This window comes from Rhizobium changzhiense, from assembly GCF_013087625.1.
Lineage (GTDB): Bacteria > Pseudomonadota > Alphaproteobacteria > Rhizobiales > Rhizobiaceae > Rhizobium > Rhizobium sophorae.
This window is the reverse complement of sequence record NZ_JABFCQ010000007.1, coordinates 209,177-234,111: the sequence shown is the minus strand read 5'-3', so window position 1 is coordinate 234,111 and position 24,935 is coordinate 209,177. Positions and strand designations below refer to the sequence as shown.

General features: G+C 62.6%; 25 protein-coding genes. 11 read left to right on the top strand and 14 right to left on the bottom strand.

Annotated elements, in window-relative coordinates:
• Positions 1-150 precede the first annotated feature (150 nt).
• The 6 genes from G9X68_RS28580 to G9X68_RS28555 are packed head-to-tail and all read left to right on the top strand — an operon-like array spanning position 151 to position 7,383.
• Positions 151-1,137 (top strand): BMP family protein, encoded by a 987-nt coding sequence (locus G9X68_RS28580; RefSeq protein ID WP_171605255.1) that lies wholly within the window; start codon positions 151-153, stop codon positions 1,135-1,137.
• A gap of 8 nt (positions 1,138-1,145) precedes the next feature.
• Entirely contained in the window at positions 1,146-2,558 is a 1,413-nt protein-coding gene (locus G9X68_RS28575) for an amidase (RefSeq protein ID WP_171605254.1), read from the top strand.
• A complete protein-coding gene (locus G9X68_RS28570; protein WP_171605253.1) occupies positions 2,555-4,087 on the top strand; it encodes an ABC transporter ATP-binding protein in 1,533 nt (510 codons plus the stop codon). The genes G9X68_RS28575 and G9X68_RS28570 overlap by 4 nt, the downstream gene beginning before the upstream one ends.
• A complete protein-coding gene (locus G9X68_RS28565) occupies positions 4,077-5,126 on the top strand; it encodes an ABC transporter permease (RefSeq protein WP_171605252.1) in 1,050 nt (349 codons plus the stop codon). Before G9X68_RS28570 ends, G9X68_RS28565 begins: the two co-directional genes overlap by 11 nt.
• The gene (locus G9X68_RS28560; protein ID WP_171605251.1) at positions 5,123-6,067 is read left to right on the top strand and encodes an ABC transporter permease; all 945 of its coding nucleotides are present in this window, start codon (positions 5,123-5,125) and stop codon (positions 6,065-6,067) included. Before G9X68_RS28565 ends, G9X68_RS28560 begins: the two co-directional genes overlap by 4 nt.
• Before the next feature lie 26 nt (positions 6,068-6,093).
• Positions 6,094-7,383, top strand: coding sequence for an amidohydrolase family protein (locus G9X68_RS28555; protein WP_171605250.1), 1,290 nt, complete (start codon positions 6,094-6,096; stop codon positions 7,381-7,383).
• 251 nt (positions 7,384-7,634) lie between these two features.
• Here G9X68_RS28555 and G9X68_RS28550 read toward each other — a convergent pair whose 3' ends face one another.
• Together G9X68_RS28550 and G9X68_RS28545 are read right to left on the bottom strand one after the other, a co-directional pair.
• Positions 7,635-8,333, bottom strand: a complete 699-nt coding sequence (locus G9X68_RS28550) for a ribonuclease activity regulator RraA (protein WP_171605249.1) — start codon at positions 8,331-8,333, stop codon at positions 7,635-7,637.
• 27 nt (positions 8,334-8,360) lie between these two features.
• Positions 8,361-9,146, bottom strand: a complete 786-nt coding sequence (locus G9X68_RS28545) for an SDR family oxidoreductase (protein ID WP_171605248.1) — start codon at positions 9,144-9,146, stop codon at positions 8,361-8,363.
• 97 nt (positions 9,147-9,243) lie between these two features.
• Here G9X68_RS28545 and G9X68_RS28540 point away from each other — a divergent pair, with 97 nt between their 5' ends.
• Positions 9,244-10,116, top strand: coding sequence for a LysR family transcriptional regulator (locus G9X68_RS28540; protein ID WP_171605247.1), 873 nt, complete (start codon positions 9,244-9,246; stop codon positions 10,114-10,116).
• Positions 10,117-10,122: 6 nt separating this feature from the next.
• Here the strand turns inward: G9X68_RS28540 and msrA are convergent, their stop codons facing one another.
• A complete protein-coding gene (gene msrA / locus G9X68_RS28535) occupies positions 10,123-10,632 on the bottom strand; it encodes a peptide-methionine (S)-S-oxide reductase MsrA (RefSeq protein ID WP_171605246.1) in 510 nt (169 codons plus the stop codon).
• A 187-nt stretch (positions 10,633-10,819) separates the two neighbouring features.
• Here msrA and G9X68_RS28530 point away from each other — a divergent pair, with 187 nt between their 5' ends.
• From G9X68_RS28530 to G9X68_RS28515, 4 genes are read left to right on the top strand one after another with little or no spacing between them, the layout of a single operon-like run.
• Complete coding sequence (locus tag G9X68_RS28530) at positions 10,820-11,965, top strand: extracellular solute-binding protein (RefSeq protein ID WP_171605245.1); 1,146 nt, start codon at positions 10,820-10,822, stop codon at positions 11,963-11,965.
• The gene (locus G9X68_RS28525; RefSeq protein WP_171605244.1) at positions 11,965-12,855 is read left to right on the top strand and encodes an ABC transporter permease; all 891 of its coding nucleotides are present in this window, start codon (positions 11,965-11,967) and stop codon (positions 12,853-12,855) included. The genes G9X68_RS28530 and G9X68_RS28525 overlap by 1 nt, the downstream gene beginning before the upstream one ends.
• On the top strand, positions 12,852-13,679 hold the full coding sequence (locus tag G9X68_RS28520; RefSeq protein WP_171605243.1) for an ABC transporter permease: 828 nt from the start codon (positions 12,852-12,854) through the stop codon (positions 13,677-13,679). Before G9X68_RS28525 ends, G9X68_RS28520 begins: the two co-directional genes overlap by 4 nt.
• A gap of 34 nt (positions 13,680-13,713) precedes the next feature.
• The gene (locus G9X68_RS28515) at positions 13,714-14,793 is read left to right on the top strand and encodes an ABC transporter ATP-binding protein (RefSeq protein ID WP_171605242.1); all 1,080 of its coding nucleotides are present in this window, start codon (positions 13,714-13,716) and stop codon (positions 14,791-14,793) included.
• A 19-nt stretch (positions 14,794-14,812) separates the two neighbouring features.
• On the opposite strand, the gene G9X68_RS28510 is transcribed toward G9X68_RS28515, so the two are convergent.
• The 11 genes from G9X68_RS28510 to G9X68_RS28460 all read right to left on the bottom strand — a co-directional run bounded on the left by G9X68_RS28510 (position 14,813) and on the right by G9X68_RS28460 (position 24,926).
• On the bottom strand, positions 14,813-15,646 hold the full coding sequence (locus G9X68_RS28510) for an inositol monophosphatase family protein (RefSeq protein WP_171605241.1): 834 nt from the start codon (positions 15,644-15,646) through the stop codon (positions 14,813-14,815).
• Positions 15,647-15,750: 104 nt separating this feature from the next.
• Entirely contained in the window at positions 15,751-16,644 is an 894-nt protein-coding gene (locus tag G9X68_RS28505) for a ribokinase (protein ID WP_171605240.1), read from the bottom strand.
• Between the two features lie 23 nt (positions 16,645-16,667).
• Entirely contained in the window at positions 16,668-17,315 is a 648-nt protein-coding gene (locus G9X68_RS28500) for a TenA family protein (protein ID WP_171605239.1), read from the bottom strand.
• Between the two features lie 2 nt (positions 17,316-17,317).
• Positions 17,318-18,160, bottom strand: coding sequence for a BtpA/SgcQ family protein (locus G9X68_RS28495; protein WP_171376392.1), 843 nt, complete (start codon positions 18,158-18,160; stop codon positions 17,318-17,320).
• 35 nt (positions 18,161-18,195) lie between these two features.
• Positions 18,196-18,969, bottom strand: coding sequence for a glutamine amidotransferase (locus G9X68_RS28490; protein ID WP_168307755.1), 774 nt, complete (start codon positions 18,967-18,969; stop codon positions 18,196-18,198).
• A 36-nt stretch (positions 18,970-19,005) separates the two neighbouring features.
• Positions 19,006-20,085, bottom strand: coding sequence for a phosphotriesterase family protein (locus G9X68_RS28485; RefSeq protein ID WP_171605238.1), 1,080 nt, complete (start codon positions 20,083-20,085; stop codon positions 19,006-19,008).
• Positions 20,086-20,089: 4 nt separating this feature from the next.
• Positions 20,090-21,094 carry an ABC transporter permease gene (locus G9X68_RS28480; RefSeq protein ID WP_171605237.1) on the bottom strand — a complete coding sequence of 335 codons (1,005 nt, stop codon included), beginning with the start codon at positions 21,092-21,094 and terminating at the stop codon, positions 20,090-20,092.
• Positions 21,091-21,912: an ATP-binding cassette domain-containing protein gene (locus tag G9X68_RS28475; protein ID WP_171605236.1), complete on the bottom strand. Its 822-nt coding sequence runs from the start codon at positions 21,910-21,912 to the stop codon at positions 21,091-21,093. Before G9X68_RS28475 ends, G9X68_RS28480 begins: the two co-directional genes overlap by 4 nt.
• Positions 21,909-22,862 (bottom strand): ABC transporter substrate-binding protein, encoded by a 954-nt coding sequence (locus G9X68_RS28470; RefSeq protein WP_171605235.1) that lies wholly within the window; start codon positions 22,860-22,862, stop codon positions 21,909-21,911. The genes G9X68_RS28475 and G9X68_RS28470 overlap by 4 nt, the downstream gene beginning before the upstream one ends.
• Positions 22,863-22,900: 38 nt before the next feature.
• Positions 22,901-23,923: a LacI family DNA-binding transcriptional regulator gene (locus G9X68_RS28465; protein ID WP_171605234.1), complete on the bottom strand. Its 1,023-nt coding sequence runs from the start codon at positions 23,921-23,923 to the stop codon at positions 22,901-22,903.
• Positions 23,924-24,056: 133 nt separating this feature from the next.
• Positions 24,057-24,926: an ABC transporter permease gene (locus tag G9X68_RS28460; RefSeq protein WP_171605233.1), complete on the bottom strand. Its 870-nt coding sequence runs from the start codon at positions 24,924-24,926 to the stop codon at positions 24,057-24,059.
• Between the last annotated feature and the right edge of the window lie 9 nt (positions 24,927-24,935).

Here is a 24,935-nt window from a genome sequence, read left to right as displayed (position 1 = left end):
CTTGTAAATCCAGCCCATCGCCTCCGCGCTTCGGCGAGCCGGCGGCGAGCATGGGTCGAACAGCCTGATTTTTAAGCCTGTTTGCTGCTTGACACATTTTTGGGCGCTACTATGATTTTTGAACCAAATGGTAAAAAAGGGGAACAATCAATGACCAAAGATATCCTGATTTCACGCCGGGCAGTGATCGCGTCCGGCATTGCGCTCGGGGTCAGCGGCTTTGCCCCGCTGGCAAGGGCAGCTGCGCCGCTGAGGGTTGCCGGCATTCATGCGTCGCCGGTCGAAAATGCCTGGAACTCCTGTCTGCACAAGGCCCTGCAGGACGCGGCGAAGGAAGGCGTCATCGAATATGTCTTCTCCGAAGGAGTCTCCGGCACCGATTATCCGCGTGCCATGCGCGAATATGCCGAACAGGGCAACAAGCTGATCATCGGCGAGGCCTATGCGGTGGAGAAAGAGGCCCGGCAGGTCGCGACCGACTATCCCGACACCGCTTTCGTCCTGGGTTCGAGCGGCGAGCAAGCCGGCGACAATTTCGGCGTCTTCGGCACCTGGAACCATGACGGCGCCTATCTCGCCGGCATGCTGGCAGGCAAGATGACCAAGTCGAATGTCGTCGGGTCGGTCGGTGCCATTCCGATCCCCGAGGTCAACATGCTGATCAACGCGTTCGCGGCGGGCGTCAAGGCGGTCAACCCGGACGCAAAGCACCTCGTCTCGTTCATCGGCACTTTCTTCGATCCGCCGAAGGCCCGTGAAGCCGGTCTTGCCCAGATAGACGCCGGCGCCGACATCCTGTTCGGCGAGCGCATAGGCACGGCTGATGCCGCCAAGGAACGCGGCATCAAGTCGGTCGGCTCGCTGATCGACTATACGCCGCGTTATCCGGATACGGTCTTCGCCAACGCCATGTGGTATTTCCGCCCGATCCTGGACGCTGCGATTGCCGATGTCGCCGCCGGAAAGCCGGTCGGCAGGAACTACACGTCCTACGGCCTGATGAAGGAAGGTGGCAGCGATATCGTCTTCGTCAAGGGCGTGGCGCCTGCTGAAGCCGAGGCTGCGATGGAAGCCAAGCGGGCGGAGATCAAGGCCGGCACCTTCGAAGTTCCGAAGACGATGGACGAGCCGAAGTAATTCGGCTGATGCGTGGCGATGCGACGGATCTGGCGGCAGCGATCAGGCATGGCAGCCTGAGCGCTGCGGAGGCGATGGAGGCGTCCCTTGCCGCAGCCGTACTGCAGGAGCCACTCGGCGCGATCGCCTATCTTGATGCCGCCATGGGCCGAGCCTCGGCGGAGGCCCGCGACAGCGACCGGCGGAACGAGCCCGATCGCTTTTCCATCAGGCCTTTCGCCGGTGTGCCGACCTTGGCGAAGGATCTTGGCGGCCCCTTTGCCGGGCTGCCGGTCACCGCCGGCTCCCGCCTGTTCGAGAGAAAGGGCGGCGAAGCGGATTCTGATCTCGCCTCCCGTTTCCGCGATGCCGGCTTTTGCCTGTTCGGCATGACGACGAGCCCGGAATTCGGCCTTTCGCTCGCAAGCGAACCGGCGATCGGGCCCGTCTGTCGCAACCCACTCGATCCGGCACGCACCGCGGGCGGCTCTTCCGGCGGAGCGGCGGCAGCGGTTGCTGCCGGGATCGTCGCGATCGCGCATGCTACCGATGCCGGCGGCTCGATCCGTGTGCCCGCTGCCTGCTGCGGCCTCGTTGGAATGAAGCCGACGCGCGGCGCCATTCCCGGCGGGCCATCCTTCGGCAACCACTTGGCCGGTATCGCGAGCGAACTCGCGGTCTGCCGCTCCGTTCGGGATACTGCGCTAATTTTCGACAGGCTGAGCGGTAAATCGCGAGGACCTTTTCCCGACCCCTCCCCCGTCGATATCGACAACGGCTGTTTGCGGATCGGCCTGCTTGCCGATACCGGCTCAGTCTATCCGACTGAGGGCGTTCGGCTCGCAACAGTGGAGGCTGCGGCCCGTGCGCTGGAGAGCGACGGACACGAAATCGTTCCACTGGCCTGGGCCGAATTCGAATGGAGCGTCGCCGCCAGCGGCCGCGCCTTCGCCGATATCGTCTCCGTCAACCTTGCAGCATTCATGAAGGCGGCGGCTCTTGATGAAAGCAGGGCTGAGCCTTTGACGCAGGCTTTCGCGGCGCGCGGACGAGCGCTTTCGGCGACATCGCTCTGGAACACGTTGAACGATGCCGTCCTGGTGAGCCATAAGCTCTGGGCGCTGTTCGACAGGGTCGATTGCATCCTCATGCCGATGCTTTCGTCTGCGCCTCTTGCGATCGGCTCCTTTCCGTCCGATCATGCCGACACGGATCTGCATCTCGAGCGGATGACGGCATTTGCGCCGCTTGCCTGCCTCGCCAATATTTCGGGTTTTCCTGCATTGACACTGCCTCTCGGACAGGATGAGCACGCCATGCCGCTGCCGGTGCAGATCATGGCGCCGATGGGTCACGAGCCGCGCCTCCTGTCGCTTGCCGCCCGCCTGGAGGCCGAGGAGCGATGGCAGCACCGTTTTCCCGTTGCAGGACTGCCGTCATGACCGGGCCGGTGCTGGATATCATCGGCGTCAGCAAGCGTTTCGGCGACAATCTCGCCAATGACGATATTTCCATGACCCTGGCCAAGGGCGAGGTCGTCGCCCTGCTCGGCGAGAACGGTGCCGGCAAGACCACGCTGATGAGTATCCTTTTCGGCCATTACATGCCGGATGCCGGCCGAATCCTGATCGAGGGCGCGGAGGTGCCGCAGGGCAAGCCGCGTGCAGCGATCCGCGCCGGCGTCGGCATGGTGCATCAGCACTTCTCGCTTGCGCCCAATCTGACCGTTCTCGAAAATGTCATGACCGGCACGGAAAGACTGTGGTCCTGGCGCTCGGGGACGTCAGCGGCACGGAAGAAGCTGCTCACAATTTCCGAGCGCTTCGGCCTCAAGGTCGATCCGGATGCCCGCCTTGGAGACCTGTCGGTCGGCGAGCAGCAGAGAGTCGAGATCCTCAAGGCGCTCTATAACGACGCCCGCATCCTGATCCTCGACGAGCCGACGGCGGTGCTGACCAACATCGAGGCCGAGCGGCTGTTCACGACGCTGAAGGAAATGGCCCGCCAGGGCCTGTCGCTGATCTTCATCTCGCACAAGCTCGACGAGGTGATGGCCGCGGCCGACCGCATCGTGGTCTTACGCGGTGGCAAGATGGTTGCCGAACGCAAAGCGTCGGAAACCAGCAAGGCCGAACTCGCCGAGCTGATGGTCGGGCGCCGTGTGACGCGGCCCGTGCGCGAGCCGTCGACACCCGGCGCCGTTGCCCTCGAAGCGGCCGATGTGACGGTGCGCACCGGCGGCATCGATCGGCTGAAATCGATCAGCTTCCGGCTGCACCAGGGCGAGATCCTCGGCATCATCGGCGTTTCGGGCAATGGCCAGGCGACATTGGCGCATCTTCTCTCCGGAATGCTGGCGCGGAACGCCGGCGACCTGCTGCTGTTTGGCGAAGCCATCGGCAATCTCAGTGTTTCCGATGTCGTCGAAGCCGGGATCGGCCGCATTCCCGAGGATCGCAATGAGGAGGGCGTGATCGGCGAAATGGCGATCTGGGAAAACACCGTACTGGAGCGCATCGCCTCACCGGCCTTTTCGCGCCGTGGCCTCGTCAACCGCAAGGCGGGCATGGCCTTCGCGAGCGAAATTATCGACGGGTTCGATGTTCGAGGCGGCGGCCCGGCCATTCGCGCCCGGCTGCTCTCGGGCGGCAATATGCAAAAGCTCATTCTCGGCCGCAACCTGCATCGGCGGCCACGCATCCTGATTGCCGCGCAGCCCGCGCGCGGTCTCGACGAAGGGGCGGTGGCCGCCGTTCACGCCCGCCTGCTCGAAGCTCGCCGGCAGGGTACTGCCGTGCTGTTGATCTCGGAAGACCTCGACGAGGTGATCGCGCTTGCCGATCGCATACAGGCGATCGTCGGCGGCCGCCTGTCCCCGCCCGTCGCGGCCGAAAGCGCCGATGCCCGCAGGCTGGGGCTGATGATGGCCGGCGAATGGCAGGAAACCCCAGAGGTCGGCCATGCGATTTGAGCGCCGCGAGCACCGTCCGCTTTACCTGCTGATCGTCACGCCTGTGATCGCGGTCATCGCGGCACTGGCGCTGGCCGGCATTCTGATATCAATCGCCGGCGCGCCTGTTATCGATGCCTACTGGCGCATCCTGATCGGTGCCTTCGGCTCGCGGCTGTCGGCGACGGAGACGCTGACGCGGGCAACGCCGCTGATGCTGACGGGGCTTGCTGCTGCCGTCGCTTTCCGGGCGCGGCTCTGGAATATCGGTGCGGAGGGCCAGTTCTATCTCGGTGCCATCGCCGTTGCTGCTGCGAGCTCGAAGCTGCTCGGCAATCTTCCCGCCCCCATCCTCATTCCGCTGCTGCTGCTGGTCGGCGCCATCGCCGGCATGGTGCTGATCCTGATCCCGCTCTGGCTCAGGCTGCGCTTCTCCGTCGATGAGGTCGTCACCAGCCTGCTCTTGAACTTCATCGCCGTGCTGTTCGTCTCGATGCTGATCGATGGCATCCTCAAGGATCCGCTGGCCTTCGGCTGGCCGCAGTCGCAATCCGTCAGCGATCACGCCATGCTGCCGAAGCTGATCGCCCGCTCGCGCCTGCATATCGGCTTTGCGATCGCGATCGCGCTGGCGGTCGTCGTCCATTTCGTCCAGTCGCGCACCGTGTTCGGCATGCAGTCGCGCGCCGCAGGCCTCAACCCCGGCGGGGCCATCTTCGCCGGCGTCCCGCTCGGCAGAACGCTGGTGAAGGTCGCCTGTCTTTCCGGCGGGCTTGCAGGGTTGGCGGGAGCGATCGAGGTCATGGGCGTCAAGGGTTATGTGACGACCGACCTGTCGCCGGGCTTCGGCTATGCCGGTATTGTTGTCGCCATGCTTGCCAACCTCAATCCACTCGGCGTCGTCTTCGCCGCTATTTTCACCGCCACCATGTTCGTGGGCGCGGATGGCATGAGCCGCGGCCTCGGCATCCCGACCTATATCGCCGATGTCACGGTGGCGCTGTCGCTGCTGACGATGCTGATTGCCTTGTTCTTTACCCAATACAGGATCCGGCGATGATGCAGCTGTTCGACATCATCGCTTCCGCCGGGCTCTGGGCGGCAATCCTGCGGATCGCCACGCCGCTGATTTTCGGCACGCTCGGCGCACTGCTTTGCGAACGGGCTGGTGTGCTCAATCTCGGCATCGAAGGCATCATGACCTTCGGCGCGATGATCGGCTGGCTTTTCGTCTATCACGGCGCCGATCTCTGGACCGGCCTGCTGATTGCGGCGGTGGCCGGCGGCGTCTTCGGCCTGCTGCATGCGGGGCTGACGGTGACGCTCGGTCTCTCCCAGCATGTGTCCGGTCTCGGCGTCACGCTCTTTGCCTCCAGCTTCAGCTATTATGTCTTCCGGCTGATCGTGCCGCTTGCCAATACGCCGCCCACCATCGTGCCGTTCCAGCCGATCGCCATTCCGGGTCTCTCGACGCTGCCTTTCATCGGGCCAGCCTTCTTCACCCAGACGGCGCCGACCTATCTTGCGATCATCATCGCCCTGTTGATGGCCTACATCATCTTCCGCACACCCGTCGGCCTTGCAATCCGCATGACCGGCGAAAATCCGCATGCGGCGGAAGCCCAGGGCGTCAATCCGATGAAGGTGCGCTATGGCGCGGTCATCATGGGAAGCGCGCTGATGGGAATAGGCGGCGCCTTCCTGACACTGTCGGCCTTCAACAGCTTTTTCCCGACCATGGTGCAGGGGCGTGGCTGGATCTGCATCGCGCTTGTCGTCTTCGCCTCCTGGCGGCCGGGCCGCGCGCTTTTCGGCGCCCTGCTCTTCGCCTTCTTCGATGCCTTTCAGCTTCGGCTGCAAACCGCACTGAGCGGGCTCGTGCCCTATCAGCTCTTTTTGATGACGCCCTATATCCTTTCCATTGCCGCCCTTTCCGTCATGGCCCGCCGCGCCCGCGTTCCACAGGCGCTGATGCAGCCCTATCGCCGCGGCGAACGCTGAACCACTTCTGTCCCAATGAGGCTCCGATGTTCGATCTGATCGTCAGAAATGCAAATCTCCCAGATGGCCGAAAGGGGATGGATATCGGCATCCAGGGCGGCAAGATCATCGCTCTCCAGCCTAATCTCCAGGCGCAGGCAGGGGAAGAAATCGACGCGACCGGCCGGCTGGTCAGTCCGCCTTTCGTCGATCCGCATTTCCACATGGATGCCACCCTGTCGCTCGGCCTGCCGCGCATGAACGTATCCGGCACGCTGCTCGAGGGCATCGCGCTCTGGGGAGAGTTGCGGCCGATCGTGACGAAGGAGGAACTGGTCGATCGTGCGCTGCGCTATTGCGATCTGGCGGTCACGCAGGGCCTGCTCTTCATCCGCAGCCATGTCGATACCAGTGATCCGAGGCTGGTGACCGTCGAGGCGATGATCGAGGTGCGCGAGAAGGTCGCGCCCTATATCGATCTGCAGCTGGTCGCCTTTCCCCAGGATGGTTATTACCGCTCGCCGGGCGCAATCGACGCGCTCAACCGCGCTCTCGACATGGGCGTCGATATCGTCGGCGGCATTCCGCATTTCGAACGGACGATGGGCGAAGGTACGGCGTCGGTCGAGGCGCTCTGCCGCATCGCCGCCGATCGCGGCCTGCCGGTCGATATCCATTGCGATGAAACCGACGATCCGCTCTCGCGCCATATCGAGACGCTGGCTGCGGAAACCATCCGCTTCGGCCTGCAGGGGCGCGTCGCCGGCTCGCATCTGACCTCGATGCACTCGATGGACAACTACTACGTCTCCAAGCTCATCCCATTGATGGCGGAGGCCGAGATCAACGTCATCCCCAATCCGCTGATCAACATCATGCTGCAGGGCCGGCACGACACCTATCCGAAACGCCGCGGCATGACTCGCGTGCGGGAGCTGATGGATGCTGGGCTCAATGTTTCCTTCGGGCACGACTGCGTCATGGACCCGTGGTATTCGATGGGGTCGGGCGACATGCTGGAGGTCGGCCATATGGCCATCCATGTCGCGCAAATGGCCGGCATCGACGACAAGAAGAAGATCTTCGACGCGCTGACCGTCAATTCGGCGAAGACGATGGGGCTTGCAGATTACGGCCTGGAAAAGGGATGCAGTGCCGACCTCGTCATTCTCCAGGCCAGCGACACGCTGGAAGCGCTGCGGCTGAAACCCAACCGCCTGGCAGTGATCCGCCGCGGCAAAGTCATCGCCCGCTCGGCGCCGCGCATCGGCGAACTTTTTCTGGACGGGCGCCCGGCACGGATCGACGGCGGCATGGATTACGTGCCTCGTTATTGAGATGTGGCGGTAGCTTCCGGAACAGCTTTAGATCGGAGTCAAACAAAAGGAGCCGCGAAGCTGAGGCCTGTCAGACTGCTGACAAAGTCGGCCAACTTCTCTTCGTCATGCTCGGGCTTGTCCCGAGTATCTGCAGCCGGTCCAGCAGATCCTCGGCACAAGGCCGAGGATGACGTCGAGTAAATGGGGAGGTTCGTCAACAAATCGAGCAGTGGAAGCCGCGACCCTTTCGATTCGCCCTGGCCTGGAGATTACTTCTTCGAAGCCTCATAAAGCGCCTTGGTTTCGGCGTTCATCGGGTAGAGGCCGGGCAACGGCGTGCCTTCATCGATCCTGGTCATGATCCAGGCTTCCACGCGCTCCTGTTCCGGCGCTTCGGCCAGCACCACTTCGAGCAGATCGGCCGGAATCAGCACCGCGCCGTCCTGGTCGACGACGATGATATCGTCAGGGAAAACAGCCACGCCGCCGCAGCCGATCGGTTGCTGCCAGGCGACGAAGGTGAGGCCGGCGACCGAGGGGGGTGCTGCGACGCCGCTGCACCAGACCGGCAGGTTGGCATCGAGCACGCCGGCAAGGTCGCGCACGACGCCGTCGGTGACGAGGGCTGCAACGCCTCTCTTCTGCATGCGGGCGCAGAGGATATCGCCGAAGATGCCGGCATCGGTAACGCCCATCGCGTCGACGACGGCGACACAGCCTTCCGGCATCGCTTCGATCGCGGCGCGTGTCGAGATCGGCGAGGCCCAGGATGCCGGCGTCGCCAGATCTTCGCGAGCCGGAACGAAGCGCAGGGTGAAGGCCGGGCCGACGATGCGCGGCTGGCCGGGCTTCAGGGGAACGGCGCCGCGGATCCAGACGTTCCGCAGGCCCTTCTTCAGAAGAACGGTCGTCAGGGTCGCCGTCGAGACGGTCTTGAGAATTGCTATCGCTTCAGCGCTGAGGGCCATCGGTGTTCGGTTCCAATTCGGTTTCTGTCAGATGCTCTGGATCATGCCGCCATCGACGCGGATCACCGAGCCGGTCAGATAGGAGGCAGGCTCGCTCGCCAGGAAGGTGACGACATTGCCATATTCTTCCGGCCGGCCATAGCGGCCGAGCGGAATGCTGCCGGTGCTCTCAGTGACAACGTCATCGATGGAGCGGTTTTCGCGTTTGGCCTTCTGCTCGTCGAGGAAGGTGATGCGGCCGGTGGCGATCCGACCCGGCAGGACGATGTTGACGGTGATGCCGTCGCGTCCGACCTCGCGCGCCAGTGTTTTCGACCAACCGACCAATAATAGGCGCAGCGCGTTGGAGATACCGAGATTGGGGATCGGCGCGACCACGCCCGACGAGGTCGAGGTTACGATGCGTCCCCATTTGCGCGCCCGCATCTGAGGCAGCACGCGATCGGTAATCGCGATGACAGAAAGCACCATGCTCTGGAAATACTGGTTCCAGACCGCCGGATCCTGGCCGGAGACAGTGGTCGGCGGTGGGCCGCCTGTATTGTTGACGAGGATATCGACCGGTCCGAACTGCCGTTCGATTGCAGCGACATGCGCATCGATCGAACCGAGATCGGAAAGGTCCCATTGCAGTGCCAGCGCCTTGCCGCCTTCGGATTCGATCGCAGCCGCGGTCTTCTCAGCGGCGGCGAGATCGATATCCGCCGCGGCAATTCTGGCGCCTTCGCGCGCAAGTTTGACGGCAATCGCGCTGCCCAGTCCGCCGCCGGCGCCAAGCACCAGGGCCGTCTTGTCCTTCAGGCCGAAATCCATTTCATCCATCTCCTCATAGGGTCGGGCCATCTTTCGGAGCAATGGATCGTAAATAAAATATGGCTTCTGCTTTGTTCAGGAGATAGAAAAACTATCGATGGACACACGTTTTCTCGAAACCTTTATCGTCGTTGCCGAGCGACACTCGCTGGCGGAGGCCGCCCAGCGGCTGAACCTTACGCCTGCCGCCGTTGCCCAGCGCATCCGCGCTTTGGAGGCCGAGCTCGGGGTGCGATTGCTGGTGCGCTCCGGCCGCGTGATGCGGCCGACGGAGGCGGGTTTTGCCATTCTCGAACGCTGCAGGGATCTGGTGCGCGATACACGCGACCTCAAGGCGATGGCCGGTACCGCGACGATTTCGGGCGAGATGCGGATCGGGGCGATCAATACGGCGCTGACCGGCCTCGTTCCCGGCATTCTCCACCGTCTCGCCCAGGAGTACCCGCTGATCGAAATCTTCCTCAAGCCGGGGGCGTCGATGGACCTCTATGCCGAGGTCCTGAACGGCGCGCTGGATGCGGCCTTCATCATCGAACCGCGATTTCCGATGCAGAAGACGCTGACCTTCAACAAGCTACGCCAGGAGCCCCTCGTCTTGATCGCTCCGCGGGACTGTGAAGGGGCGGATCCGCTCGAGCTGCTGCAAACCGCGCCGTTCATCCGCTACGACCGCAACCAGTGGGGTGGTCACATCGCAGACGAATATCTGCGCGAGATCGGCATCCGCCCGGTCGAACGTTATGAGCTCGACGCGCTGGAGGCGATCGCGGTGATGGTGGACCGCGGTCTCGGGATCTCGATCGTGCCGGATTGGGCGCCGCCGTGGCCGGCGGGATTAGATATCGTCAAGCTGCCCCTGCCCCGCTCGTCCGCTATGCGCACGGTCGGCATCGTTGTGACCCGATCCTCGCCACGGGCAAATCTCGTCGCCGCGCTTCTGGAAACCAGCCGCGCGGCGATGGGGCTCTGATCAAGTTCAGGCGATCTTCTGGCGGACCGGCAGTTTCCAGCCGGGCCGGACGAAATGGCAGGTATAGCCGTTCGGAATCCGTTCCAGATAATCCTGGTGTTCGGGTTCGGCCTCCCAGAAATCGCTGACCGGCACGACTTCGGTGACGACCTTGCCGGGCCACAGGCCGGATGCATCGACGTCCGCGATCGTATCCCTGGCGACGCGCTCCTGCTCAGGACTGACGTAGAAGATCGCCGAGCGGTAGCTCAAGCCGACGTCGTTACCCTGGCGGTTGCGCGTGCTCGGGTCGTGGATCTGGAAGAAGAATTCGAGAATTTCCCGATAGCTGATCCTTGCGGGGTCGAAGATGATCTCGATCGCCTCGGCATGGGTTCCGTGGTTGCGGTAAGTGGCATTCGGCACATCGCCGCCGGTATAGCCGACGCGGGTCGAAATCACGCCCTTGTATCGGCGGATCAGGTCCTGCATGCCCCAGAAGCAACCACCGGCGAGGACTGCACGTTCTTCGGTCATTGGATATCTCCTTTTCCGCAAGACATAGTATCTCCTGCCGCCGATTTCCACACGGCGCAATCAGCACAGCTGTGCAATTTCCCTGCCGATACGCCCGATCCTGTCATGTCGATGTTACGCGCCGGCGCTAGCAAGGCCTTGGACTATCCTGCGGAGGCTGAGCCTCGACACCTGATGGAGACGGATTATGAATAGACGCGAATTTCTGATCACATCGTCGGCGGCAGCCGGTCTGCTGGCTCTTCCGCGTTTCGCATCGGCTGCGGCCGGCACGATCGATCTCTACAGCGGTTCGGATGCCAACATCGTCGACCTCTGGAACAACGTCATCCGCCCGGCCTTCGAAAAGGCGCATCCCGGCGTTGCCCTGAAGGTGACCGATGCCGGCGACAATAATGGCCTGCGCGCCATCGCCGACCGTGCGCTCGCCGCGCTGAAGACGAAGACCGATCCGCAGGCCGACCTTTTCGAGCAGTTCGATCCGCGTCTGCCGTCCGGAGGCATCGATGCCGGGCTCTGGGTGAAGTTCTCCGCCGAGAACATCGAAGGCTACGACCATATCAACCCGCTAGCCTTCGATACCCCCTACTCCCTTCCCTATCGCGGTTCGCAGGTCCTTCTCGCCTACGACACGACCAAGCTCGATCCGAAGAATGCACCGAAGAGCTGGGATCAGCTCACCGCATGGATCAAGGCCAATCCGGGCCAGTTCATCTACAACCGTCCCGACAAGGGCGGTTCTGGCGGCAACTTCGTCCGCCGCGCTATCCATGAGGCCAATGGCCGCGATCCGAAGAAGTTCAAGGTCGACAATTTCACCGCCGACTTCGCCACTGAGACGCTGACGCCGGCCTGGAAGATCCTCAACGACCTCGCGCCTGCGCTCTACGACAAGGGCGCCTATACGGCCGGCAACACCCAGTCGATCCAACTGCTCGCCCAGGGCGTCGTCACCATGGTGCCGGTCTGGTCGGACCAGGTGCTGCAGGCGATCTCCCAGGGCGTGCTGCCTGATACGACCGGCCTTGTGCAGCTTACCGATCTCGCCCTTTGCGGTGGTTTCTCCAGCATCGCCGTGTTCTCGAACGGCGCCAACAAGGATGCGGCGCTCAAGCTTGCCGCATTCATGCTGACGAAGGAAATGCAGGAAGCGATCATCACCGAGATCGGCGGCTTCCCCGCCATCTCGTGGGATCACATCTCCGACGATCTCCGCAAGAAATATGCCGACGTCATTCCGGCGACCATCCCGACCTTCCCGGGCGGCGATTGGGAAAAGGCGATCGCCGACGGCTGGTACCGCAACGTCGCTCCGGGCATCAGCCGCACCTGATGTCCACGGATACTGCGCCGGCGGTTCTGCGCCGTCCCCGATCCATCAACAGGGGGAGCTCTATCGGGCTCCTCCTCGTTGCCCTGCCGGTCCTCCTGCTCGCATGGCTGATCGTCTTTCCGATCTTTTCGGCGGTCGTCGGCACGATCTTCGTTCGAGGTCCTGACGGCGCGACGGAATTCTCGCTTGCCTCCTATCGCTTCTTCTTCACCGATGGCTACAGCCTCGGCAATCTGTGGCTGACGCTCTGGACCACCGCCGTCTGCGGCATTCTGCTTCTGGCGATCGGCCTTCCGATCGCGCTATACCTCCGGTTCTCGCAAGGGCGACTTGCCGCCTATGTGCAGGCTCTTGCGATCTTCCCGATGTTCGTGCCGTCGATCATTCTCGCCTATGCGCTGATCAGGACGATCGGGCCGAACGGCACCGTCGACCTGTTGCTGAATTCAGTCGGCCTGCCCAAGCTGCGCACGCCCTATCTGACGCCGTGGGGGCCGGTCATCGGCCTCGTCTGGGACAACCTTCCGCTAACGGTGCTGATGCTGACCGCCGGGCTTTCCTCCGTCTCGAACAGCGCTATCGAAGCCGCCCGCGATGTCGGCGCAAGGCCGCTTCGGGTGTTCATCTCGATCATCCTGCCGCGCATGGGCAATTCCCTGCTGGTGACCGCGTCCTTCGCCGTGCTCGGCATCTTCTCCGCCTTCACCCTGCCCTATGTGCTCGGCTCCGCATCGCCGGAAATGATGGGGCCGTTCATGCAGCGCACCTTCGCCGATATGAACGACCCGCTGAACGCCATGACCCAGGCCGTCATCACATTCGGCTTCTGCCTGATCTTCGGCATCCTCTACATCAGGTCGATCGCCCGCAACCGCGAGGCCCGGCCATGAGTGCCGACAGATCGAGCTTCGGCCTGCGCTTCGACTGGATCGGCCTGCTCTTCGCCTGCCTGCTGACGCTGTTCATCGCGCTGCCGCTGATCGTCGTCGGCACATGGGCCTTCACCGAGGTCTGGCGTTACCCCTCGGTGATCCCGCAGCAGTTCGGCCTGCGCTTCTGGGGCCAGACGCTGGCGCGCGGGGATGTCTGGGACGCACTCTTCCTCAGCCTGCGGCTGACGACGACGGTCACCATTCTTTCCGCCGTCATCTGCCTTCCCGCCGCCTATGCCTTCGCGCGCATGCGCTTTCCCGGCAGGAACATCCTGTTCCTGTCGTTTCTGGCATCGCATGCCTTTCCGAAATTCGGCCTGCTCGTCGCCATTGCCGGTATCTTCCTGCAGCTCGGCCTGATCAGCACCTTCTGGGGCGTCGTGCTGATCCAGCTCGTCGGCACGCTGATGCTGATGATCTGGATTCCGGTCGCAGCCTTCCAGAATGTCGACCGGCGCATGGAAGAGGCAGCACGCGACGCCGGTGCAACGCCGCTGCGCGTCTTCTGGTCGATCACGCTGCCGCAGGCCGCACCGACGATATCAGCCGCGCTGCTTTTGACCTTCGTCGGCACCTTCTACGAGACCGAAGGCGCCTGGCTGATCGGCGCGCCCGAGATTCGCACCATGCCGGTGCTGATGATTAGCTTCATCAACAACCAGATCGTCGTGCAATACGGCGCAGTACTGTCAGTCATGCTGTGGGTGCCCTCCTTCATCGCGCTGATGTTTGCACGCCGCGTGATTGGCACCGGTGCCTTTGCGAGAGGCTTCGGCGCATGAAGCTTTGCGCGTCAGTTCAGGGAAGGGTTTGAGAATGGCACATCTGGCGATCGAGGGCGTTTCGAAGCTGTTCGGGACCACCTTTGCCGTTCGCGACTTCTCGCTCGAAGTCGGCGACGGTGAGCTCGTCTGCCTGCTCGGCCCATCCGGTTCCGGCAAGTCGACGCTTCTCAGAATGATCGGCGGCTTCGAGCGCCCGAGCGGCGGAACGATCCGCATCGACGCGAAGGATGTGACGACGCTGCCGCCCGAGCGGCGCCCGACCGGCATGGTGTTCCAGAGCCATGCGCTCTGGACGCACATGGACGTCTTCAACAATATCGCCTTTGGCCTGAAGCTCCGCCGGCTGCCGAAAGCGGAAATCCATGAGCGTGTCGAGGCTGCATTGGCGCTTGTCGGTCTTGCCGATTACGGCCGCCGGATGACGATGCAACTGTCAGGCGGCCAGCAGCAGCGTGTCGCCCTTGCCCGCTCGCTCGTGCTCGAGCCGAAGATCCTTTTGCTCGACGAGCCCTTCGCCAGCCTCGACCAGCATCTGCGTGAAAGGCTGCGGGAGGAGGTGCGCGATATCCAGCAGCGCCTCGGCATTACCACGCTCTTCGTCACCCATGGCCAGGACGAAGCCTTGGCGCTCGCCGACCGCATCGTCGTCATGCGCGACGGACGCACCGAACAGATCGCGCCGCCAAGCACCATCTACCGGCAGCCGCAGACGGCCTTCGTCGCCGGTTTCATCGGCTCGATGAATTTCGTCCAGAGCCGCGTTAGAAACGGTGTCTGCGAGCATCCGCTTTTCTCGCTTGCAATCCCCGTCGAGGACGGACCGGTGACGCTGGCCGCCCGGCCAGAAGCGCTGACGATCCGTCCCTCGGATCGGGCGGATGCCGCGACAGTCCATCGCGCCGTCGATTTCGGCACCCACAAGATGGTCGATATCGATCTTGCCGGCGGCAGCCGTCTGAAGGCGATGGTGGCGCCGGACGATCGCATCCGGGCCGGGATGAGGGTCGAGCCGAGTTTCGCCGGCTTTTTCGTCTTCCGCGACAACGAGCTCGTCCATCAGTCGATGCCGGCAAAGGGCGACGTTGAGATCGAAGAGCTGCTGCGGGTTTAACCGGGAGGAATGCGCCCGTTTACGCCTTGCTTTGGAAGCCTTCGAGCAGCCAGGGATGCAGCGCCTTGCTGGCGGCAAGGATATCGCTCTTTCCGACAACCTTAGCGCCGGAAAAACGGGTGACGATGCCGCCCGCCTCTTCGACCAGCAGCGCTGAGGCGCCGAAATCATGGATCGCGAGTCCGTCCTCGAAGAATCCGTCCAGCCGGCCGCAGGCGACATAGGCAATCGACAGTGCCGCCGAGCCGAGACGGCGCACACCCGCCGTATTCGCCATCAGCCGTTTGATGGCTTCGAAATAGGTTTCTTCCGCAACCGCCTTGACTTGGCCGGGGATCGGCAGGCCGGCGCCGACGAGCACATTCTCGATGTCGCCGACATTGGCGCAGTGGATGCGTTCGCCGTTGAGATAAGCGCCGCCGCCGATTTCGGCGCTGAAGAGCTCGTCCAGCATGGCGTCATAGACGACGCCCATGACGAGCCTGCCGCTTTCGACGATCGAGATCGTCATGCCGAAATGCGGAATGCCCCAGGCGTAATTGGTCGTGCCATCGATCGGGTCGATGTAGATAACAGGCGTGTCCGGACTCGCCGTGCGGTTGCCGACGGCTTCCTCGCCCTGGATGGCATAGTCCGGGAAGGCCTTCGCCATCTCGTCGACGATGATCCGCTCCACGGCGACATCGATTTCGGTCTGATAGTCGCGCGGCGCCTTGGCGAGCATTTCTGCCGACGTTCGTCGCCGCAGCGAGCCACGGGCAGTTTCGCCCGCCTTCAATACCGTTTCGGCAAGCACGACGAGACGGGACGAGGCGGTCGGGGAAAGACGCGCGGAAATCGGGGAAGATGTCATGAGAAAAGTCCGGATGCTGCTGATATGACGGAGTGAATCGCGAGGAGCCCATCCCTTCGCAGAGGCCGATGATGATTTTATGAAGCGCGCTCATACCGAGCGGATTATCTCAGGATCGCTTCAAGCTCGGAAATGGTCGGAAACGCCTTTCTTGTTCCATGTCTTGAGACGGTGACGGCCGCGGCTGCAACTGCGTGTTCGATGGCTAACCTGTCCAGCCGCTGTCCGCGCAGCGCGCAGGATGCAAGTGCTGCGGCCATGAACGTATCGCCTGCGCCCGTTGTATCCACAACATCGCAGATCTGGGCGGGCACTTCGATGCTATCGTGCCGGTTCACGAGCGTCGCGCCGTCGCCGCCCAGCGTCAGGACGATTTCGCGCAGCCCCCAGCTCAGCAGATATTCGGCTGCATCCCTGCCCGTGGCTCCCGTCAGGGCCTGCGCCTCACCCTTGTTGAGGAAGGCGATGTCGATCAGACCCCAAAGATCGGAGAAAAAGGAGCGCACCGGCGAGGGATTGAACGCGGTGATCATGCCGATCTCTCTTGCATGCTCCAGGATATCGCGGGTCGTCTGGTCGGACAGATTGCCCTGCAGCATTATGAAATCGCCGCGACCGGCCGTCGACAGGATCCGTCTGACATGGGACAGGGATAGGCTCTGCGCCGATTCCGTCGTCGTGACGATGGCATTTTCACCGCACGGCAGCCGGAAGATGATCGAGACGTCGCTCGATGCATTTTCCATTTCGATCAGTTCGCTCCGAAGCGGCTCGTCCGCGAGGTAATGGCGTATCATATCGGCCCTCGCATCCCTGCCGACGGGCGCCACCAGCGTTGTCGGCACGCCGCAGCGGGCCATGACGACCGCCTGGTTCGTGCCCTTGCCGCCGAGATCGCTTCCGCCGGCATTGCCGAGGATGGAAGCGCCGATAACGGGAAGTTCGGAAACGGCGATGGTTTCGTCGATAGCGACGTTACCGACTATGTAGGCGCGCATGTATCCGCTTTCGCAAGGTGAGGCTAAAGGTAAGGCGCATCGTGAAAATCGATCTCGAGTTGCATTGCCCGGCCGAAGATCGCGCTGAGCCGCGCTTTTTCATCCTCTTCCAGCGTTTCTCCTGCCATGTCGAGTTCATTCTTCAGCCAATGTGCCTGGGCGGCGAAATTCGGATCGACATGCATGTCGACCCATTCCTTCAGCAGCGGATCGCTGATCGGGCGGTTAGCTGCTTGCCTACACCAGGTCCAGTACATCCACTCAGCCGCAAACATCGCCGCGACCGTATCGAGGAAGCCACCCCGGCGGGCGATGTCAAGCATGCCCACGCGAAAGGCCTCGACTTCGGGAATGCGGGTATCGAAGGATGAGGGGTCGATCCCGCGGCTGGCGAAAGTGCGCTCGAAATAGGCGATCTGCTCGTTGGCAAGCGCGTCGAGAACCGCGATCAGCCAGCGCTTCTGCGGCATCGTCCTGGCGGTCGCTGCTGCATAGGCAAAGATCGAGATGGCGCTGTCGACAAAGGCGCCTTCATAGACGAGATAACGCTCGAAAGCTTCCTTGCTCAGCCTGTCGTTCTTGACGTCCTCGACGAAGCGGTGGCTCAGCATCGCGCCGAGGACGGCGTCGTTCTCGCGCAGGATACGGTCTGAAAGGCTTTCTGCTGCCATGCTCAGCCCTCCAGTCCCGGTTCGGCCGCCGCCCGGAAGGCGCGCACGCGCTCTATGTCGACCGGGTTCCACCAGACGCCGCCATGTTTCAGCGAAGACGCGACGATGACGCCATTGGTGCGGCTCAGAATATCGACGATATTGTCCTTGTTGACGCCGGAGCCGACGAGCAGCGGCAGGTGCGTCGCCCCGCCAATTTCCTCGATTTCCTCCATCGTGGCGGAATTGCCGGTTCGCTGGCCGGTGGCGATGACGCCGTCGGCATCGAAGAAGGCGAGATCTCGTGTCAGCTCTTGGATCGAGCGGTCGGCGACGATGGCGTGGCTGCCATGCTTGACGTGGCTGTCGGCAAAGACCTTGATGTGCTCGGCCCTCAGAAGCGAGCGGTAGCGCATGGCTTCGGCGGCCCTGCCCTCCATGAAACCTTCATTGGCGACATAGGCATTGGCCCATTGATTGACGCGGATGAATTTGGCGCCACCGGCCATGGCAATGGCGAAGGCGGGGATCGGCGCATTGGCCAGCACGTTGACGCCAAGCGGAATGCCGGCGGCGCGTGCGATCCGGTCGGTGACGACCGACATGAAGCCTGTCGTCTCGGGGCCGATATCCTCGGGCTTCGAGAACGGCACATCGCCGTGATTTTCGATGATCAGCCCATGCAGGCCCCCTTCCACGCAGGCTTCGGCGTCGCGCATGCACGCGTCGTAGATCGCATCCATCGCAGCTCCCCGGTAGCGCGGCGCGCCCGGAAAGGCCGGGCAATGGATCATGCCGATCAGAACCTTGTCCGTGCCGAAGATATCCCTGATGGCGTTGGACGGCCTGTCCGAAATTTCCTGCATGTCCTTCCCTTTCCAATTCCTGCGGCGCGCTGACTTCACGCCTGCTTTTCGGTGAGCCAGCCGAGGATGTTCTTCCAGAGCCGGCCGTAACCTTCCCATTCGCAGAAAGCGGGCGAGAGCCAGTGCGGGCCGATATCCGACGTCCAGGCCGCCGTCCGGCCAGTGCCATGCGTGCCGACGACGAGCAGCGGATGGCCGCCCTGATCCTCAGGCAGCCGGGCGACGATCTCGACATCGGCACGGTCGCGCACTTCGACCTCGTTGACGCCGAGAAGCACCGGCCAGGCGCCGTCGAGACCCCGCATCGTCGGATGCTCCGGCTTCACCACCTCGGCAATCGTGCCCTCGGGGATCTCGACGCGGTCGTCGTAAGGCAGGCAGGTGACGGGCAGCGTGTCTTCGACCGGGGTGCGCCGCCAGCGCGCCTTGCCGTCGATGCCCTGGAAGGAGAAATAGCCGCCGACCATCAGCAGGCCGCCGCCCTTCTCAACCCACGCCTTCAGAAGCTTCAGACGGTTCGGCACCGTGCGCGAATGCAGCCACACATCCGGCGGCAGCAGCAGCGAGTTGGCGCCGATATCGGAGAGAATGATGGCGTCATAGGCGTCGAGCCCGGCCATATCGAAGGGGAATTTCTCCACTGCCTCATGCGCCGGCATATAGGTGAGCTCGAAGGCGCTGCCGGCGAGCGCCTTCACCAGCGGTTCGGCGCCGAGATGGAAGGTAACGCTGCCGAACTGGTCGAAGCCTTTGTAATGCGTGGCCGAGCTGACCCAGCTCTCGCCGACAAGGAGGATTTTTTTTGTCATGGTCTGCCGTACCTGTGATCGATTGAATGGATGGAGCTACGCTCCGGCATGAAAGACGCGGCGCGGATTGCTGCGCATCATCTCGTCGAGAACCGTCCTGTCGAGCCCGTGCCGCTGAAGACGGGGAAGGAAGTGGCGAAGGATATAGGCGTAGCCGTTGCCGCCGTAATGCGTCAGCATCATCTTCAGAAAGACGTCATGAGACAGAAGAATCCGGTCGAGATAACCGGCCTCGACGAGACGAACGATCGCGCGCGCCGCTTCCTCGTCGCTCGGGCACTGCACCTGCTGGTCGGCATAGAAGAAATCCATGCCGATCATGTCGTATTCAATGAAGGCGCCACGCTCTGCCAACTCGCTCTGATAGGCAATGTCGTCATGTGACGGGTTCATGTGGCAAAGCACGGTGTGGCGGAGATCCGCCCCTTCTTCTGCCACCACGTCGAGCACGCGGTGGCCGAGGCGGAACCAACCTGGCAGATGCACCATCAAGGGAAGCCCGGTCAGCACTTGCGCCCGCGCAGCGCCGCGCAGCGATTTTTCTTCCTCGGCGGTGAAATCCGAGGAGATGCCGATCTCGCCGATCAGGCCGATCCTGACGCCGGTGCCGTCGACGCCTTGCCTCGCCTCGCGGACAATGTCCCGTGCGATGTCATCGACGCTCATTGCCGCGACGCCTTCCGGATGCGAGGAGCCGAGGTAATAACCCGCCCCCATCACGATGTTGAGACCGGATGCTTTCGAGATGCGTTGGAGCGCCAGGGGATTACGGCCGATGCCCTTGCAGGTTGGCTCCACCACGGTGCGGCCGCCTTCTGCTGCGAAATCCTTGAGCTCGGAGATCGCCAGCTGTTCGTCGTCGAGCGTGATATTGTGCTTGTTGACGAAGGGATCCTGCCTGAGTTCGCCGAGGATCTCCATGCAGACGAAGCTTTCGGCGAGATATTGCCGTTCCGGCGTCTTCGGCGCGTGCCACCAGCAGCGGCAGTCGTTGAGGATATGCTCGTGCATCAGCGTCACGCCGAGCGCATCCGCCGAAATCGGACCGGTGACGGTCATCACCTTGCCGGAGCGGACATGCGCTTCGGACAGGCTTTCTGCTGTCTGCTCGCTCATTGCTTCATCCTTTCCTGCCCAGCCGGAAATGGAAATTGGCGGTGAAGATGCGCGTGTTCAACCAGATCGCAACGAGGATGATGGCGCCGGTGACGATCTGGGTGAAGAACGGCGATATGTGCATCAGGATCAGGCCGTTGCCGATGACGGCGATGGTCAGCGTGCCGAGCACGGTGCCGAGGATGGTGCCGCGTCCGCCCATCAGCGACGTTCCGCCGAGCACGACGGCGGCGATCACCTGCAGCTCGAAACCGACGGCCGCATTGGACGAGCCGGAACCGAGGCGAGCGGCGATCAGCAGCCCGGCGACCGCGCAGGCGACGCCGGAGATGATATAGACCGAGGCGATGATCCATTTGGCGGGCATGCCGACGCGCCGCGCCGCCTCCGCATTGGAGCCGACCGCCACGACCTGCCGGCCATATTTGGTCGCGGTGATGACGACGTAACCGAGAATGGCGATGACGACGGCAATGACCGCCGGGATCGGGAAGCTGAGGATTTCACCCCGGCCGAGCGCGAAGAAGCCCGGCGCATCCTTGATCGGGATGGAATAGCCCTGGGTCAGATAGAGCGCCAAGCCGCGCAGGATCGAGAGGCCGGCAAGCGTGACGATGAAGGCGGGAATGCCCTGATAGGCGGTGAACCAGCCCTGGACCAGCCCCATGAAGGCGCCGAACACGAGCATGCCGATGACGACGGATGGCCAGGGAACACCCATTGCCATGATGATCGCCGCGACCGCATTGACGAGGGCGACCTGCGAGCCGACCGAAAGATCGATGCCGCCGGTGATGATGACGAAGGTCATGGCGATGGCAACGATCAGGATGGGGGCGGCCTGCCGCACGATGTTCAGGATGTTGCCGAGCGTGAAGAAGGTTTCGCTGCCGATCGAGAAAAAGATCATGCAGGCCAGAAAGAAAATGGCGATCGACAGGACCTGTGCGTGTTCGCCGAAGAAATCGGCGACGCGTGAGCCGTGGCCGCGTTCCGTATAAGCCGTCATTGTCTGGCTCCTTCACCGACGATCAGCCTGACGAGGTCTTCGAGATTGGTGCTGCCGATCTGCCGTTCGGCCACCTTCGTGCCCTCGTACATCACTGCGATACGGTCGCAGACCCGGAAGAGGTCCTGCAGCCGGTGGGTAATGAGGATCACCGAGACCCCGTTCGCCTTGACGCGATTGATCAGGGCCAGAACCGCTTCGACCTCGGCGACGGCAAGTGCTGATGTCGGCTCGTCCATGATCAGTACCTTCGGCTTGAAGGAGGCGGCGCGCGCAATGGCGATCGCCTGACGCTGCCCGCCGGAGAGCTGAGCGACCTTGCTGGTCAGTCTCGGAATGCGGATCTCAAGCGAATCCAGCATCTTGCGCGCTTCCGACAGCATCGTCCTGGTGTCGAGAAACGGCCCGCGGCTGAGCTCGCGGCCGAGGAAGAGATTGCCGACGACATCGATATGATCACAGAGGCTGAGATCCTGAAACACCATTTCGATGTTGCGCCCACGCGCATCCGCGGGGCCGGAAAAACGGACCTCCTCACCTTCCATGGTAATCGTGCCGGCATCGGGAATGTAGGTTCCCGAGATGATTTTCGTCAGCGTCGATTTGCCGGCGGCGTTGTCGCCGACAAGGCCCAGGCATTCGCCGGGGAAGATGTCGAGATCGACGCCGCGTAGCGCCTGGTGCGAGCCGAACGACTTGCGGATACCGCGCAGCGAGATGCGCGGGTCGGATCGGGTGCCGCCGGATGTGCCGGTTCCGAAGGGTGCGACCCCTCCGGAACCGGCGGCAGCGATGTCACGCTGTCCGCTTTCGATCATTTGAAGACAGCCCGGTATGGCTCGACATTCTCCTTGGTCACGATGGTGATCGGCACCGAGATCGTCTTGGTAACGGCTTCGCCGGCCGAGGCCTTGACGAGCGCGTCGACGGCGGCACCGCCCATTGCGGCCGGATCCTGCTGGACCACGGCGACGACGAAGCCGGCATCGATGCCAGCAATGGCTTCGGCAGTCAGATCCCAGCCGAACACCTTGATCTTGTCCTGCTTGCCCTGGCTCTGGACGGCAGCGATCGCCCCCATCAGGGCCGGCTCGCCGGTGGCGTAGATCGCGGTCAGATCAGGATTGGCGGTGATCAGGTTTTCGGCCGCCGCAAGCGCGTTGTCCTGGATGTTCTGTCCGTCGACGACGCCGGCCATTTCAATGCCGTCGACACCTTTCAGGGTCTTTTCAAAGCCCTCCTGGCGGATGTTCTGGATGAACGAGTTCAGCGCGCCGACAACGCCGAGCTTGGCTTTGCCGCCCATGTTCGCCTTGACGTAGTCGACGAAGTATTTGCCCATGTCGGCGCCGGCCGCGGCATTGTCCACGCCGATCTGTGCCTTCTGCGGACCATCCGGCAGAATGGCGTCGATGGCGACGACCGGAATGCCGGCATCGGCCGCCTGCTTGACCGCCGGCATGATGCCGTTGACATCGATCGCCACGACGGCAAGGCCGGAGACCTTTTCCTGGACGTAGGTTTCGATCGCGCTGTTTTGCGCGGTCGTCTCGTTGTTGGCGTTGAAGATCACCAGCTTGACGCCGGCGGCATCGGCTGCCTTCTGCGCGCCCTCATTCATCTGATTGAAGAAAAGCGCCTGCTGGTTGATCTGCACCAGTGCGATGGTCTTCTTTTCCTGTGCCGCAGCACTGGACAGGCCGATGAAGGTCAATGCCGTAAAGCCGGCGGCTGCGATCATCGTTCGTCTTGTCAAATTCAGTGTCATGTTCTCATCCTCTTTTGGTTTTTTGACGTTGCTGATTATTATTTCGCAGGCGGCGCAACGGAGTTCCGCACCACGATTTCGACAGGCAGGAGTTCTTCCGAGGCGGATGGTTTCCACTCGTGCCAATTGGTTTCCAGAAGCAGCTCCAGCGACCGCCTTCCGATCTGGCGCACCGGCTGGCGGATGGCCGTCAGCGGCGGCGCAAAGAGATGAAGCGGACCGACATCGTCGAAGCCGATGACCGAGATGTCGCCTGGGATCGAGATGCCTCGGCTTCTGAAGACCTCGACCAGCCCGATGGCGATCTCGTCGGAGCTGGCAAATATCGCCGTCGCCTTTCGGTCTCCGGAGAGATAGTCGAGCGCAGCCGCACGGCCGTATTCGATCGTATATTCGCCGGCATAACGATCGGCCCGGGCCCCGTCGCCATGCTGTTCCCTGAGCGCCTTCAGCAGGCCATCATAACGCCTGCGGGCGCTGATCATGCGCTCGTCGCCGCCGATGAAGAGGACATGGCGATGGCCTTGTTCGGCCAGATGCTGGCCGGCGAGATAACCGCCCTGCTCATTGTCGCAGAACAGCTTCGGCGCCTTCGAATCGGGAATGTCCTCGTCGACGATGATGACCTTGCCGCTGCCGTTGATCAGCGCGGCAAGCGCGCCGTCGTCGGGATGGTTGGTGACGAAAATCAGGCCGTCGACGTGATTGCGCTCGATCAGCTGCAGATATTCGATTTCGCGCCCCGGCCGGTTGAGCGTCGCGTGCAATGAGACGGCGAGCTTCTTTTCATCGGCCGCCTGCTCCACGGCGGCGACAAGGGTCGCGAAGAAGGGATTGGCGATATCGGGCACGACGAGGCCGATCGTGTCCGAGCGCCCCCTGCTTAACCGGCGCGCATGCGGGTTCGGCCGGTAGTTCAGTGTCTTGATCGCATCCTCGATGCGCTTCTTGGTCTGAAAGGGAAGATCGAGGCTGCCGTTGACGAAGCGAGACACTGTCGTGACCGACACGCCGGCGGCCGCCGCAACATCCTTCAAGCTTGGTGTCGTTCCCTTGGCCATTGACTAGACCTATTGTAAAGCGGTTTAGTAAAGCGCTTTACAAGACAATATCGATTACTCGCTGTTGTCAACAGCGATGAATGTTCAAGATCTGTTTTTCTTGCGAGCTGATGGAAGTCTCGACCGGAGGCCCTCAGGCGATCGTCGGGTCGAGCTTGTCGCGCAGCCAGTCGCCGGTGATGCTGATCGACAGCGTCGTCAGCATGATGACGAAGGACGGCGCCAGCATGATCCAGGGTGCACGGGTCAGATATTCGCGCCCGTAGCCGACCATATTGCCGAGGCTGGTCATCGGCGGCTGCACGCCAAGGCCGAGGAAGGAAAGGCTGCTTTCCATCAGGATGATCTCAGGAAAGGTCAGGGTCATCGAGACGATCAGCGTCGAGGCGATGTTCGGCAGGATATGCTTGAGATAGACATGGGCCGGCTTGGCGCCGAGTTGCGTGACGGCGGCGGCGTAACCTTGGCCACTGGCGGCGATGGCAAGGCCGCGGGCGATGCGCGCATAGCGTTCCCAGCCGTAGAAGCCCATCAGGCAGATAAGCAGCGGCAGTGAACTGCCGAAGAAGGCGAGCACGGCAAGTGCCATGATGAGGAAGGGCATGGCCGCCTGGAAATCGGCAAGCATGACGACGAGCTGCTCGACGACGCCACGGAAATAAGCCGCGAGAAAGCCGAGCGTCGTGCCGACGAAGGCTGAGATCAGCGTTGCCCCGAAGGCGATCAGCAGCGAGATGCGGATCGACACGATGAGGCGGGAGAGAACATCGCGGCCGAGTTCGTCGGTTCCAAGCCAATGCGCGGCATTGCCGGGCAATGACAGGCGGCTCTTCAGGTCGAAGGCGGTGATATTGTAGGGCCGGATCCAGTCGGCCGTAAGCGCGATCAGGATCACGACGGCGATCCAGGCAAAACCGATCATCACGAAAACGGGCACGCCGCGCTTCTTCTTCTCGCGCACTTCGTGGATGACGGTTGTCGGTTGAGCAGAGATATTTGTCATGATTCCGCT